Source organism: Streptomyces bambusae, assembly GCF_020532645.1.
GTDB lineage: Bacteria > Actinomycetota > Actinomycetes > Streptomycetales > Streptomycetaceae > Streptomyces > Streptomyces bambusae.
This window is the reverse complement of the sequence record NZ_JAJAUZ010000001.1, coordinates 171019-184079: the sequence shown is the minus strand read 5'-3', so window position 1 is coordinate 184079 and position 13061 is coordinate 171019. Positions and strand designations below refer to the sequence as shown.

Here is a 13061-nt window from a genome sequence, read left to right as displayed (position 1 = left end):
CGCCGGACTGCCCGCCGTGGAGCGGGAGCTCCTGCCCCTGGTCGCCTGGGAGCAGCTGTCGCCCACCGAGGCCGCGGCGGTCGTCGGCATCCCCGCCGGCACCGCCCGCTCCCGCCTGCACCGGGCCCGCGCCCGCCTCCGTACGGCCCTCGGGCCCCACGACGCGACCACCGAGACAGGAGCCCTCGCATGAGCCGGCACGACGACGGATTCGACACCGGGTGGACGGCGTTCGACGGCGCCGACGCGCTGGCAGCGGCCGGCTGCGTGGGTCCGGCGCCGCGGTCGGCCGTGGACGCGGCTCTGGCTGCGGTCCGTACGGCCGCGGCGGCGGAGCGGGCCGGGAGCGCGCCGGCGGACACCGGCCCGGCCGGACCGTCCGCCGCCCGGCCGTCGTCCCCCGTACCCGCCGTCCGCCGCCCGCGGGCCTGGGCCGCCCGGCCCCGGCGGCTGCTCGTCACGGCCGCGGCGGTGGCCGCCGTCACGGTCGGGGTGTCCGTGTACCCGGCGGTGGACCTGCCCGGCTCCCGGCCCGCGGCGAGCGCCGGCGCGGCCGAGTTCCTGCGGGGGGTGTCGGAGGAGGTGGCCGGGATGCCGACCGCGGACGCGCCGTGGTGGCGGGTGCGGTCGCTGGGGGTCATGAGCAGGCCCCGCATGCCCGGGCAGGAGGGCGCCCTGCCGGCGGTGCCACGGCCCATGGAGCGCACGTCCTGGACGAGCCGCACCCGCCAGATGTGGACCGAAGGTCCGGGCGCTCCGTGGGAGTTCACGAACCGCAACTCGACCGAACAGATCAGCTGGCTCGTCGGAAGCGTCGGCCTGACCTGGGACGACCTGAAGACCTTGCCCACGGACCCGCAGGCCCTGCGGACCCGCCTCCTCGGCGGCGAAGCCACGCTCTCCGACGGGTTCTTCGGCGGCTCGGGCCAACTGCTCGCCCAGGCGCCCGTGCCGCCTCAGGTACGGGCCGCCTTCTTCCGGATCCTGGCCGACCTGCCGGACATCCGCCTCGTCGGAGAAGTCCGGGACGCCGTCGGGCGCACCGGGACGGCCGTGGAGGTGCACAGCGACATCCGCCGCTTCCGCCTGGTCATCGAGCCCGCCACGGGGCGGCTGCTCGAAAGCAGCATCCACGAGCTGGGCGGCCCCGACGACGGCCGGCTCGCCGTCCGATCCACCTACCTGGAGTCGGGCCCGGTCGCGCGGGCCCCGGCCTCCCGGGAGCCGCAGCCCGTCTCGCCGGAGGAGTTCCTGAAACTCACTCCGAAGCAGCCGGCTCCGGCTCGAAGTTGATGCGGATCTCCGTGGTCTCGTAGCCGGCGCGGGCGAACGCGTTGGCCATCGGGGCGTTCACGCGGTCCGTGGTCGCGGTGATGCGGTCGGCGCCCGCTTCGGCGTGGAAGCGGGTGATCCAGGCGAGCAGGTCGTCGATGAGGCCGCGGCCGCGCAGCTCCGGGAGGACACCGAGGTAGCCGACGTTCCGGGCGTACGGGGTCGCGGAGGGGATGGCGAAGCCGGCGAGGGTGCCGTCGGGGAGGTGCGCCAGGCGCCACCAGGAGCGCTCGCCGGGGGCGTCCCGGTAGTACTCCAGGTCCTCGCGGGCCAGGGTCTCCACGCCGTGCGCGGCGACCTCGCCCCGGGTGTGCACGTCGAGCGAGCCCTCGGCCACCCGCCGGAACACGTCGAGGAACGCCTCGTCTTCGGCCTCGGAGAACACCAGCCGCGTCGGCTCCGGCGGCAGCGGGGCGGCCGGCGTCCAGGCAAGCTGGAGCCGTTCGAACTCCCGCGTCAGCCCGGCCCGGCGGACGGCCTCCCGCCGCCAGGACACGGCGTCGGCGGTCGCCGGGTCGCTCTCCCACGTCCCGGGCAGGGAGAGGAGGTTGTACAGGGGCAGCGTCGTGGCCCCGGCCGCCTTCAGCGCCCCGTGCCCCGCCTCCAGCAGCCCCGCGGCGACCGCGGCCGGATCAGCCACGGCCCCGCTCACGTGCAGGCAGTCCAGGGCGGCCGGATGCGTACTGTCCGCCCGACCCCACCACAGCGCCCGGGCCACCCACTCCCCGTCGTCCCCTTCGGCCACCCACGACCACTCGGGCCGGTACTGCCGCTCCGCGAAATCACCGCGGAAACGCTCCTCCCCGATCAAGGGCACCGGCCCGTCCGCCGGGTAGGCGGCGATCCGGTCCAGCTCGGCAAGGACGACGGGGCGAAACAGCATGCGGCCTCCGGGCACACAGAAGAAGATCAACACCGGTGATCCTCACATGCATGGGGCCTACCGGCCAAGGGATTTCCGGGGGCCACCCGCAACGACGGGCGCCGGTGCCCGCCCGGCGCCCTTGATAGGTTGACCGTCATGACGTTCCTCCGAAAGGCCCATGGCGCGTAAGCCGCCCGGCGCCGTCCGCGCCCGGTTGCGGTCGGCCCGCACCACGACCCGCCCCGTCCGCCAGATCCACGGCGTTGCCCGCCGTACTCAAGCCGCCGTCCGCCGGACCGAAGCCCGACACCTGTGGCACGGTGCCGTTGCCGAGGCCCTGTTGCGCTACGAGCGCTTCCTGAAGCTCCCCGGCCGCCACCTTTACCTCCCCCACGACACCTGCTGCTGTGACCCGGTGGAAGCCCGGGACACCCTCGAAGACGCCCTCCGGCACCTCCCGCCTGCGGCCCGCAGAGACCTGTACGCGCTCGTCGCCCGCCTCGACGACGAGTTCCGGCGCCGTACCCTGCCCAACCCCCTGATCGCCGAGGCAAGCCCCTATGCCGCCGCCGCCTGGTGGCGGCAGCGGATCCGCGAGATCTGACCACCGGCCGGCCGGCCGGAAACCGGGAGGACCCCCGCCGGATCTCCGGCGGGGGTCCTCCCGTTCGCGGCCTGGCGGGGTGCTACGCCCAGGTGACCAGGCGGCGCGGGTGTTCCAGGACGGCGGCGATGTCGGCCAGGAACTTGGAGCCGAGTTCGCCGTCGATGAGGCGGTGGTCGAAGGAGAGGGCCAGGGTGGTGACCTGGCGGGGCTTGACCTTGCCCTTGTGGACCCACGGCTGGGCCTTGATCGCGCCGACGGCGAGGATCGCGGACTCGCCCGGGTTGATGATCGGCGTGCCGGTGTCGACGCCGAAGACGCCGACGTTGGTGATCGTGAGCGTGCCGCCCTGCATGTCCGCCGGGGAGGTCTTGCCCTCGCGGGCCGTGCCGACCAGGTCGGACAGGGACTGCGACAGCTCCGCGAGGGTCTTGGCGTGAGCGTCCTTGATGTTCGGGACGATCAGGCCGCGCGGGGTGGCCGCGGCGATGCCCAGGTTCACGTAGTGCTTGAGCACGATCTCCTGGTTCGCCTCGTCCCAGGAGGCGTTGACCTCCGGGTTGCGGCGGACGGCGACGAGCACCGCCTTCGCGATCAGCAGCAGCGGGTTGATCCGCAGACCGGCGAGGTCCGGGTCGTCCTTGAGCTCCTGGACCAGCTTCATCGTGCGCGTCACGTCGAGCGTGATGAACTCGGTGACGTGCGGAGCGGTGAAGGCCGACCCGACCATCGCCGCCGCGGTGGCCTTCCGTACGCCCTTGACGGGGATACGGGTCTCCCGCGCGGCCGCGTCCACGGCCGGGGCGGCAGCCGCGACCGGGGCGGCCACGGGCTCGGCGGCCGGAGCGGCGGCCACGGCGGCCGGCGCCGGGGCGGCGGCCGCGTGGACGTCCTCGCGGGTGATGATCCCGCCGGGGCCGGTGGGGACCACCGCGGCGAGGTCGATGCCGAGGTCCTTGGCCAGCTTGCGGACCGGCGGCTTGGCGAGCGGACGCTCACCGGCCGGGGCGTGCCCGTTCCCGTTCAGGGAGACCGGGGCGGCGGGCGCCGGGATCACGGGGGCCGGAGCGGGGGCGGCGGCGACCGGGGCAGCGGCCGGCGCACCGGCCGGTGCCTTGCGGGCGCGCCGCTTCGACGCGCCCTGGGACACGCCGTACCCGACGAGCACCGGCTGGCGGCCCTCGGGCTCGGCCTCCTCGGCGGCCGGAGCGGCGGCCGGAGCAGCCTCGGCGACCGGGGCCACCGGAGCCGCGGCCGCGTCACCGGTGGCCACCGTGATGATCACCTGGCCGACGTCGACCGTCGTGCCCTCGGGGAAGCGCAGCTCGGCGACCACCCCGTCGAACGGGATCGGCAGCTCCACGGCCGCCTTCGCCGTCTCCACCTCGCACACGACCTGGCCGTCGGTGACGGTGTCACCGGGCTGGACGTACCACTTGAGGATCTCGGCCTCGGTGAGGCCCTCGCCCACGTCGGGCATCTTGAACTCGCGGACCGCGCTGTTCGTCGTCATCGTCGTCACGGACCCTCTCCTCAGTACGCCAGCGAGCGGTCGACGGCGTCGAGCACGCGGTCCAGGCCCGGCAGGTACTCGTCCTCCAGGCGGGCCGGCGGGTACGGCGTGTGGAAGCCGCCGACCCGGAGCACCGGCGCCTCCAGGTGGTAGAAGCAGCGCTCCGTGATGCGAGCGGCGATCTCGGAACCGACACCCAGGAACACCGGCGCCTCGTGCACCACGACCAGGCGGCGGGTCTTCTCCACCGACGCCTGCACCCCGTCGAAGTCCACCGGCGACATCGAGCGCAGGTCCACGACCTCCACCGACTTGCCCTCCTCGGCGGCGGCCGCGGCCGCCTCCAGGCAGAGCTTCACCATCGGCCCGTACGCCGCGAGCGTCAGGTCGCTGCCCTCGCGGGCCACCCGCGCCTTGTGCAGCTCGCCCGGGATGGCCTCGGTGTCGACCTCGCCCTTGTCCCAGTAGCGCCGCTTCGGCTCGAAGAAGATCACCGGGTCGTCGCTCTGGATGGCCTGCTGCATCATCCAGTACGCGTCGGAGGCGTTCGAGGGGGAGACCACCTTGAGGCCGGCCACGTGCGCGAACAGTGCCTCGGGCGACTCGGAGTGGTGCTCGACGGCGCCGATCGCGCCGCCGTACGGGATGCGCACGACGACCGGCATCTTGACCTTGCCGAGGGCGCGGGCGTGCATCTTCGCGAGCTGCGTGACGATCTGGTCGTACGCGGGGAAGACGAACCCGTCGAACTGGATCTCCACGACCGGCCGGTAGCCGCGCAGGGCCAGGCCGATGGCGGTGCCGACGATGCCGGACTCGGCGAGCGGGGTGTCGATCACCCGGTCCTCGCCGAAGTCCTTCTGGAGACCGTCGGTGATGCGGAAGACGCCGCCGAGCTTGCCGACGTCCTCGCCCATGATCAGGACCTTCGGGTCCGTGTCCAGGGCCTTGCGCAGCGACTCGTTGAGCGCCTTCGCGATCGACATCTTTTCGATGGCCATGGTCAGTTGCCCTCCTCGAAGGACGCGAGGTAGGCGGCGAACTGGGCGCGCTCCTCGTCGACGAGCGCGTGTCCGTCCGCGTAGACGTTCTCGAAAATGGCCATGGTGTCCGGGTCGGGCATGGCGCGCACGGCCTCGCGGACGCGCTTGCCGAGCGTCTCGCTCTCGGCTTCCAGGGCGGCGAAGAACTCCTCGTCGGCACCGCCGGAGGCCAGCAGGTGGGTCTTCAGGCGCTCGATCGGGTCCTTGTGCTCCCAGGCGGCGCGCTCCTCGTCCCGGCGGTACTTCGTCGGGTCGTCGGAGGTGGTGTGGGCGCCCATGCGGTAGGTGAAGGCCTCGACCAGGGTCGGGCCCTCGCCGTTGCGGGCCCGCTCCAGGGCCCAGCGGGTCACGGCGAGGCAGGCGAGGACGTCGTTGCCGTCGACGCGGATGCCGGGGAAGCCGAAGCCGGAGGCGCGCTGGTACAGCGGCACGCGGGTCTGGCGCTCGGTGGGCTCGGAGATCGCCCACTGGTTGTTCTGGCAGAAGAACACCACGGGGGCGTTGTAGACCGCGGAGAACGTGAAGGCCTCGTTGACGTCGCCCTGGCTGGACGCGCCGTCGCCGAAGTACGCGATGACGGCGGAGTCCGCGCCGTCCTTGGTGATGCCCATCGCGTAGCCGGTCGCGTGCAGCGTCTGCGAGCCGATGACGATCGTGTACAGGTGGAAGTTGTTCCCGTTAGGGTCCCAGCCGCCGTGGTTCACACCGCGGAACATGCCCAGCAGGTTGGTCGGGTCCACCCCGCGGCACCAGGCGACGCCGTGCTCCCGGTAGGTCGGGAAGACGTAGTCGTCGTCGCGCAGCGCGCGGCCGGAGCCGATCTGCGCGGCCTCCTGGCCGAGCAGCGAGGCCCACAGGCCCAGCTCGCCCTGGCGCTGCAGGGCGGTGGCCTCGGCGTCGAAGCGGCGGGTCAGGACCATGTCGCGGTACAGCCCGCGCAGGTCGTCGGCGGTGATGTCGGCGACGTAGGGGGCGAACTCGGCGGACGTGGCGTCCGCGACCCGCTCCCCTTCAGGCGTCAGCAGCTGTACGAGCTGGGGCTCGGCACTCTGGGTGGCAGCGGCGGCGGTCTTCCCGGTCGCTCGCTTGGTGCCGCTGCTGCGTCGCGGCTTGCGCGCGGCAGTGCTCTCCACGGTCACGTGTGCTCCTCCGTCGGTCCGGCACCCGGGGTCGTCCGGGGACCAGTGCGGCTCGCCTGGATCCGTACAGGCGCACGGGGTGGGTGCGGCTTGACGGGAATCAGGCGTGACAGTCGCCCCGGCGAGTGCCCTGCACCAAGCACGTTACCCAGCGCTCCGCATAACTGCGAAACCCCATCTGACCTGCGTTTTTACTTGGATTTCCAAGTAAATCCGAGGTTTCTGGAACAACCACTGGTCACAGCCTTGCAGGGGGCCGGAACAACGGCACGTTATCCCGGGTAACTGCGGCAGGGAAGGGGTGAGTATGTGAAACTGGCGTAGTGCGCGAAGACGGAAAAATCACTGTATTCCTGCTTGACGACCACGAAGTAGTACGTCGTGGCGTCTATGAGCTGCTGTCGAGCGAATCGGACATCGAAGTGGTGGGTGAGGCCGGCACGGCCGCCGACGCTTTGGTGCGCATTCCGGCCACCCGCCCGGACGTGGCGGTCCTCGACGTACGGCTGCCCGACGGCAGCGGGGTCGAGGTGTGCCGGGAGGTCCGCTCGCTGAACGAGGACATCAAGTGCCTCATGCTGACCTCGTTCGCGGACGACGAGGCGCTCTTCGACGCGATCATGGCCGGGGCCTCGGGTTACGTCCTGAAGGCCATCCGGGGGAACGAACTGCTGAACGCGGTGCGCGACGTGGCGGCCGGCAAGTCGCTGCTGGACCCCGTGGCCACCGCCCGGGTGCTGGAGCGGCTGCGCGACGGCAAGAACGGCAAGGGCGACGACCGGCTCGCGAACCTCACCGAGCAGGAGCGCAAGATCCTCGACCTGATCGGCGAGGGCCTGACCAACCGCGTGATCGGCGAGCGGCTGCACCTCGCCGAGAAGACGATCAAGAACTACGTGTCCAGCCTGCTGTCCAAGCTGGGCATGGAGCGGCGCTCCCAGGCGGCGGCTTACGTGGCCAGGCTGCAGGCCGAGAAGCACTGAACCGGGGCGCCCGCGGGGCGCCCACACGGGACCAATGGCCCCGGTGGCGGGGTCCGGATCCCCTTCCCGGCAGCCTGTCGGTACCCGAGAGTGGGGGCATGTCCCCCCAGGAGCTCCACGCCCTCGACCTGCTGCGCCGGGTGCCGTACGGCCGCGTCGCCACCAGCATGCGCGCGCTGCCGTTCCTCGCCGCCGCCCGCCACATCGTGGTGGCCGACCGCGTCGTGCTGCGCATGCACGCCGGGTTCGGCTACCACCAGGCGTGCAGCGGCAGCGTCGTCGCGTACGGGGCGGACAACTTCAACACCGGTGACCCGCACCTGTGGTCGGTGCAGTTCACCGGTACGGCCGAGGTCGTGGAGCCGACGACCGGCGAGCTGGAGCTGTTCGGGCCGGCGCCGCACTACGTGGACGGCGAGCTGTTCGACCCGGTCCACATGCGGATCGAGCCCCAGTTCGTCACCGTGCACACGATGGCCGCCGCCCCGGTGGGGCGGGCGTTCCAGCACGCGCTCTGACGCCCGTACCGGCCCGCGGCGGCCCGTGCCTAGCGCGTGGCGCCCTGGCCCTCGCCTGCCGGGTCGCCGCCCGCGCCGGGGCTCTCGCCGGTGTCCGGGGTCTCCGGGTCCGGGCTGGGCTCCGAGGGCTCGGTGGACGGCTCCTCGCTGTGCGTGGGCTCCGTGGTCGGCGGCTCGTACGACGGCGACGGCGACGGGTCCTGGGTGCGCGGCTTGGAGGGCTCGTACGACGGCTCGTAGGAGGGCTGCTCCTGCGAGGGCTCTTCCTCCTCCTGCGAGGGGCTCTTGCCCTCCGGGCTCGGGGTGTCGGCCGACGGGGACTTCGAGTCGGTGATCCCGGGCTTCTGCTGCGGGCCCTCGTTCGTGCCGCCGCCGCTGCCGGCCTTGTCGACCGCGTACACGACGCCCGCCGTGATGGCGATGACCGCGAGCGCGGCGAACAGCCACATCTTCCAGCGGCCGGCGCCGCCGGAAGCCTGGCCGCCGTGGCCGTTGCCGTCGTGGTAGCCGCCGCCACCGAAGGCGGAGCCGTCGTCCGGGTTCAGCGGCGGCACCATCGGCTGCCCGAACTGCGAGGTCGTCGAGTGCGACGGGTAGTGCGGCTGCGGGCCCTGGCCGGCCATCGGCATGGCGGCGGTGGGCGCCGGACCGACCTGGCCGTGCGGCAGCGCCATGGTGACCGGGCCGGTGTTCCAGGTGCCGGTGTGGCCGCCCTGGTCGTGCAGCATCTGGAGCGCGTACTGGACCAGCCCGCGCATCTCCTCGGCGCTCTGGAACCGGTCGTCCGGGTCCTTGGCCAGCGAGCGCATCACCAGGCCGTCGAGCTCCGCGGGCACACCGGGCGCCACCGTGGACGGCGGCACCGGCGCGTCCTGGACGTGCTGGTACACCACCGCGAGCGGCGTCTCGCCGGTGAACGGGGGGCGCAGCGCGAGGAGTTCGTACAGCAGGCAGCCGGTCGCGTACAGGTCGGAGCGGTGGTCGACGGCCTTGCCGAGGGCCTGCTCCGGGGAGAGGTACTGCGGGGTGCCCATGACCATGCCGGTCTGCGTCATCGTCGACTGGGCGCCGTGCAGGGCGCGGGCGATGCCGAAGTCCATCACCTTCACGGCGCCCGTGTTGGTGATGATGACGTTCGCGGGCTTGATGTCGCGGTGCACGATGCCGTGCTGGTGCGAGTACGCGAGCGCTTCGAGGACGCCGGAGACGATGATGAGCGCCTGGTCCGGCCCCGGCGCCTCGGCGCTGATCAACAGGTCGCGGATGGTCCGGCCTTCAACCAGCTCCATGACGATGTAGGGGACGACGTTCGGCCCGACCCGGTCTTCGCCCGAGTCGTACACGGCGACGACGGCGTGGTGGTTGAGGCCGGCGACGGACTGCGCCTCGCGCGTGAAGCGGGCCTTGGAGACCGGGTCCTCGGCGAGGTCGGCGCGCAGCAGCTTCACGGCCACGGTCCGGCCGAGCCGGACGTCCTCGGCGGCGAACACCTCGGCCATGCCACCGCGGCCGAGACGGTGCGTCAGCCGGTAGCGGCCCTCGCCCACGAGCCCGCCCGCGCCGAACTGTTCGGGAACGTCTGACATCCCGGCGCCGTTTCCCTCGGGTTCGGGTGCCATCAGTCCTCGCCTGTCGTATCCGGGCCGCGTCCGGCGGGGCCGCGGTGCTTTGTGCAGGGTGCTCCGATGAACGCTACAGCCTTTGTGCGCCGCACCGGTCAGGGATTCCGCCGAGGCCCGCTCGGGAACGGCCGGAGGTCGACGCGGCGTCCTGGTGTGGTCACGGAACGGGAACCCCGGCTTGACGTGTGGGTGCCCTCCGGCAGACTGGGCGCCGTCAAAAGCGGATCGCCAGGTCCCGCAGGTGGTCGCAGGGATCGGCGGGGTCCGCAGGTATAGCCCGAGGGGAAGCAGAGTCATGAGCCAGGACGGCACACAGGGCCGGTACGCAGGCGGTTCCCTGGCCCGTGGCCGTTACCAGCTACGGGACTTGCTGGGTGAGGGCGGCATGGCGTCGGTCTACCTGGCCTACGACGCGTCGCTGGACCGGCAGGTGGCCATCAAGACGATGCACACCGAGCTGGGCCGCGAGCAGTCCTTCCGCGAGCGCTTCCGGCGCGAGGCCCAAGCTGTAGCGAAACTGTCGCACACCAACATCGTCTCGGTGTTCGACACCGGCGAGGACATCGTCTCGATGGGTGGGACGGACGGCGAGAGCCTGCCGATGCCGTACATCGTGATGGAGTACGTGGAGGGCCGGCCGCTCGGTTCGGTGCTCCAGGCCGACATCGCGCAGCACGGCGCGATGCCCGCGGACCGGGCGCTGAAGGTGACGGCCGACGTGCTGGCGGCACTGGAGGCCAGCCACGAGATGGGCCTGGTGCACCGCGACATCAAGCCCGGCAACGTCATGATCACCAAGCGTGGCGTGGTCAAGGTGATGGACTTCGGCATCGCCCGTGCGATGCAGTCCGGGGTCACCTCGATGACCCAGACCGGCATGGTCGTGGGCACCCCGCAGTACCTCTCGCCGGAGCAGGCGCTGGGCCGGGGCGTGGACGCCCGCTCGGACCTGTACTCGGTCGGCATCATGCTCTTCCAGTTGCTGACCGGGCGGCTGCCGTTCGAGGCGGACTCGCCGCTGGCCATCGCGTACGCGCACGTCCAGGAGGAGCCGGTCGCGCCGTCGAGCGTCAACCGGTCGCTGACGCCGGCGATCGACGCGCTGGTGGCGCGGGCGCTGAAGAAGAACCCGAACGAGCGCTTCCCGACCGCGGCCGCGATGCGCGACGAGTGCGACCGGGTGCTGTCGGCGGGGCGGCCCGGGGCGCCGGTGATCGTCCAGGGCGGGCCCGTGAACAGCGGTGCGGGGGTCGGTTCCACCGTCTTCCCGCCGGTGGACGCCTCGCTCCAGGCCCCGCCGCCGCAGGCCGTGCAGCAGCCGTACCAGCCGTACGCGCCGACGCCGCAGCCGATGCAGCCGATGCAGCCCGTGCAGCAGCACCTCCACACGCCGCCGCCGCAGACCGGCGGCTACGCGTACCCGCCGCAGCAGGCGTACCCGCAGCAGGTGCCGACCCCGCAGCCGTACCAGGTGTCCGCGCCGACCCCGCCGGCCGGCGGGCGCGGCGGCGCGCAGGGCGGCGGCCGCAGCACCGGCCTGATCGTCGGCGCGGCCGCGGTGGCCCTGCTGGCGATCGGCGGCCTGATCTACGCGCTGTCCGGCAACGACGACAAGAAGGAGACGCCGACGGCCGGCGGCACCTCGGCCTCGGGCGATGCGAAGCCGGGCCACCGGGACGGGGACAAGTCGCGGACGATCGAGACGAAGGAGTGCACGGAGGCGACCGAGTCCTACAAGGACGCGACGAAGCTCCGGGCGCCCGACTTCCAGTACAAGCACGTGCTGTCGGTGAAGGACTGCCTGAACGCCGCGGGCTGGAACTTCAAGGAGGAAACCCGCCACGAGGCGGTCTGGGGCGAGGGCATCGTCGTCGACCAGTACCCCTCGAAGGGCGACGACTTCGACCCGAAGACCGTGGTGTTCACGCTGCGCGTGTCCTCGGGCGATCCGGAGTAGGTCCGGAGTAGGTCCGGAGTAGGTCCGGAGTAGGTCCGGAGTAGGTCCGGAGCCGCTCCGGGGCAGATCCGGAGCGGCCCGGGAGCGGCCCCGGAGCAGATCCGTGCGGTCGCCCGGGTGGAGGTGTCCGGGATGCCCGGTTTGCGGTGATGTGTGAACCTGAGCCTGACATCGCGTCGGCCGGGACGGGAGGGGCTTCCCGTGAGTTCACGCTTCCGCGCGCCGGGCTGGGCGGTCGGGATCGCCTGCGCAGGTGTCGTACTGCTGCCTCCCGGGGCCGCGCAGAGCGGACTGACGCCCGCCGTGACCGCGGCCGTGACGTCCACCGGCGACCCGGCCGAGCGCGAGCTGGCGGGGAGTGCGGCCGGGGTGGGGCGGGCCCGGCCCGGGCGGGCCGCCGAGGCGGCGGCCGAGCGGCCGGCGCCGGTGCCGGCCGTCCGCGAGGAACCGCCCGCCGCCGTCCCGGAACCGGTGCCGCCACCCACGCCGAGCGCCGTTCAGGCGGCACCGCGGCCCCTCGCGGGCGACCAGAGCGAGCGGCTCGCGGACATCGCCGCACATCTCATGCCGCTGGGCGCGGGACTGGCCCTGATGGGGCTCGGGCTGGGCTTCCTGGGCATGCGGCTTCGCCGCTGACGTCCCACCGACAGCCGCCGACCGCGGCCGACTGTCCCGACCGCCGCCGACCGCCGCCAACAAGCCGCTGAACAGGGCTTTTGCACCCGCTCCGTCCCCCTGCGGTCCGACCCGCACCCCCGCATCCCCCTTCCGGCGTACGCCGGAAGCCGCTTGTGCAGAGGAACATACTCGGTATACATACTGAGTATGTCGATCCGCCACGGACTCCTCGCCCTGCTGGAGCGAGGTCCCCGGTACGGCTCCCAGCTGCGTACCGAATTCGAATCCCGCACCGGCTCCACCTGGCCGCTCAACGTCGGGCAGGTCTACACGACCCTCGCCCGGCTGGAGCGCGACGGCCTGGTCTCCCCCGACGGGACCGACGAGGCCGGCCACACCCTGTACGCGATCACGGAGGACGGCCGTACCGAGCTGCGCGCCTGGTACGAACGCCCCGTCGAGCGCACCAACCCGCCCCGCGACGAACTCGCCATCAAACTGGCGATGGCCATCGGGGCACCCGGCGTGGACATCCGCGCCGTCATCCAGGCCCAGCGCGCGGCGACCATCCGCGCCATGCAGGACTACACCCGGCTCAAGGCCCAGGCCCTCACCGCCATCGAGAGCGGGCAGGCCCGCGAACGCGACGACGTGGCCTGGCTGCTCGTCCTCGAACAGCTCATCTTCCAGACCGAGGCCGAGGCGCGGTGGCTCGACCACTCCGAATCCCGGCTGGTGCGGCTCTCCGTCCTGGCCGAACGGGGAGCCCCGACCGCACCGCCCCAGGCCGCTCCGACCGCCGCTCCGACCACCGCGCCGGCCCGCCCGGCCGCCGCCCCGCGCGCTGCCCGCAGCCGGCGCGGCTGA

General features: G+C 72.7%; 13 protein-coding genes. 8 read left to right on the top strand and 5 right to left on the bottom strand.

All coding sequences use genetic code 11. The annotated features are described in order from the left end of the window. Positions 1-16: 16 nt before the first annotated feature. Together LG634_RS00855 and LG634_RS00850 are read left to right on the top strand one after the other, a co-directional pair. Positions 17-193: a sigma factor-like helix-turn-helix DNA-binding protein gene (locus LG634_RS00855; RefSeq protein WP_308072182.1), complete on the top strand. Its 177-nt coding sequence runs from the start codon at positions 17-19 to the stop codon at positions 191-193. Then, complete coding sequence (locus LG634_RS00850) at positions 190-1293, top strand: CU044_5270 family protein (RefSeq protein ID WP_226731701.1); 1104 nt, start codon at positions 190-192, stop codon at positions 1291-1293. Before LG634_RS00855 ends, LG634_RS00850 begins: the two co-directional genes overlap by 4 nt. On the opposite strand, the gene LG634_RS00845 is transcribed toward LG634_RS00850, so the two are convergent. After that, on the bottom strand, positions 1259-2215 hold the full coding sequence (locus LG634_RS00845) for a GNAT family N-acetyltransferase (protein WP_226731576.1): 957 nt from the start codon (positions 2213-2215) through the stop codon (positions 1259-1261). The two genes, LG634_RS00850 and LG634_RS00845, sit on opposite strands and share 35 nt — an antisense overlap. Positions 2216-2375: 160 nt before the next feature. Between LG634_RS00845 and LG634_RS00840 the strand changes: the two genes are divergently transcribed. Continuing rightward, the gene (locus tag LG634_RS00840; RefSeq protein WP_226731575.1) at positions 2376-2801 is read left to right on the top strand and encodes a hypothetical protein; all 426 of its coding nucleotides are present in this window, start codon (positions 2376-2378) and stop codon (positions 2799-2801) included. An 82-nt stretch (positions 2802-2883) separates the two neighbouring features. Here the strand turns inward: LG634_RS00840 and LG634_RS00835 are convergent, their stop codons facing one another. From LG634_RS00835 to pdhA, 3 genes are read right to left on the bottom strand one after another with little or no spacing between them, the layout of a single operon-like run. Next, positions 2884-4314 carry a dihydrolipoamide acetyltransferase family protein gene (locus LG634_RS00835; protein ID WP_226731700.1) on the bottom strand — a complete coding sequence of 477 codons (1431 nt, stop codon included), beginning with the start codon at positions 4312-4314 and terminating at the stop codon, positions 2884-2886. A gap of 20 nt (positions 4315-4334) precedes the next feature. Continuing rightward, the gene (locus LG634_RS00830; protein ID WP_226731574.1) at positions 4335-5315 is read right to left on the bottom strand and encodes an alpha-ketoacid dehydrogenase subunit beta; all 981 of its coding nucleotides are present in this window, start codon (positions 5313-5315) and stop codon (positions 4335-4337) included. A 2-nt stretch (positions 5316-5317) separates the two neighbouring features. Beyond that, complete coding sequence (gene pdhA, locus LG634_RS00825; RefSeq protein WP_226731573.1) at positions 5318-6496, bottom strand: pyruvate dehydrogenase (acetyl-transferring) E1 component subunit alpha; 1179 nt, start codon at positions 6494-6496, stop codon at positions 5318-5320. A gap of 323 nt (positions 6497-6819) precedes the next feature. On the opposite strand from pdhA, the gene LG634_RS00820 reads away from it, so the two are divergent. Then, positions 6820-7479: a response regulator gene (locus LG634_RS00820; RefSeq protein WP_226731572.1), complete on the top strand. Its 660-nt coding sequence runs from the start codon at positions 6820-6822 to the stop codon at positions 7477-7479. Between the two features lie 98 nt (positions 7480-7577). Then, the gene (locus LG634_RS00815) at positions 7578-7997 is read left to right on the top strand and encodes a pyridoxamine 5'-phosphate oxidase family protein (protein ID WP_226731571.1); all 420 of its coding nucleotides are present in this window, start codon (positions 7578-7580) and stop codon (positions 7995-7997) included. Between the two features lie 29 nt (positions 7998-8026). On the opposite strand, the gene LG634_RS00810 is transcribed toward LG634_RS00815, so the two are convergent. Beyond that, positions 8027-9616, bottom strand: a complete 1590-nt coding sequence (locus tag LG634_RS00810) for a protein kinase domain-containing protein (protein ID WP_226731570.1) — start codon at positions 9614-9616, stop codon at positions 8027-8029. A gap of 298 nt (positions 9617-9914) precedes the next feature. Between LG634_RS00810 and LG634_RS00805 the strand changes: the two genes are divergently transcribed. The 3 genes from LG634_RS00805 to LG634_RS00795 all read left to right on the top strand — a co-directional run bounded on the left by LG634_RS00805 (position 9915) and on the right by LG634_RS00795 (position 13061). Then, entirely contained in the window at positions 9915-11576 is a 1662-nt protein-coding gene (locus LG634_RS00805) for a protein kinase domain-containing protein (RefSeq protein WP_226731569.1), read from the top strand. A gap of 201 nt (positions 11577-11777) precedes the next feature. After that, complete coding sequence (locus LG634_RS00800; protein WP_226731568.1) at positions 11778-12212, top strand: hypothetical protein; 435 nt, start codon at positions 11778-11780, stop codon at positions 12210-12212. A gap of 189 nt (positions 12213-12401) precedes the next feature. Continuing rightward, on the top strand, positions 12402-13061 hold the full coding sequence (locus LG634_RS00795) for a PadR family transcriptional regulator (RefSeq protein WP_226731567.1): 660 nt from the start codon (positions 12402-12404) through the stop codon (positions 13059-13061).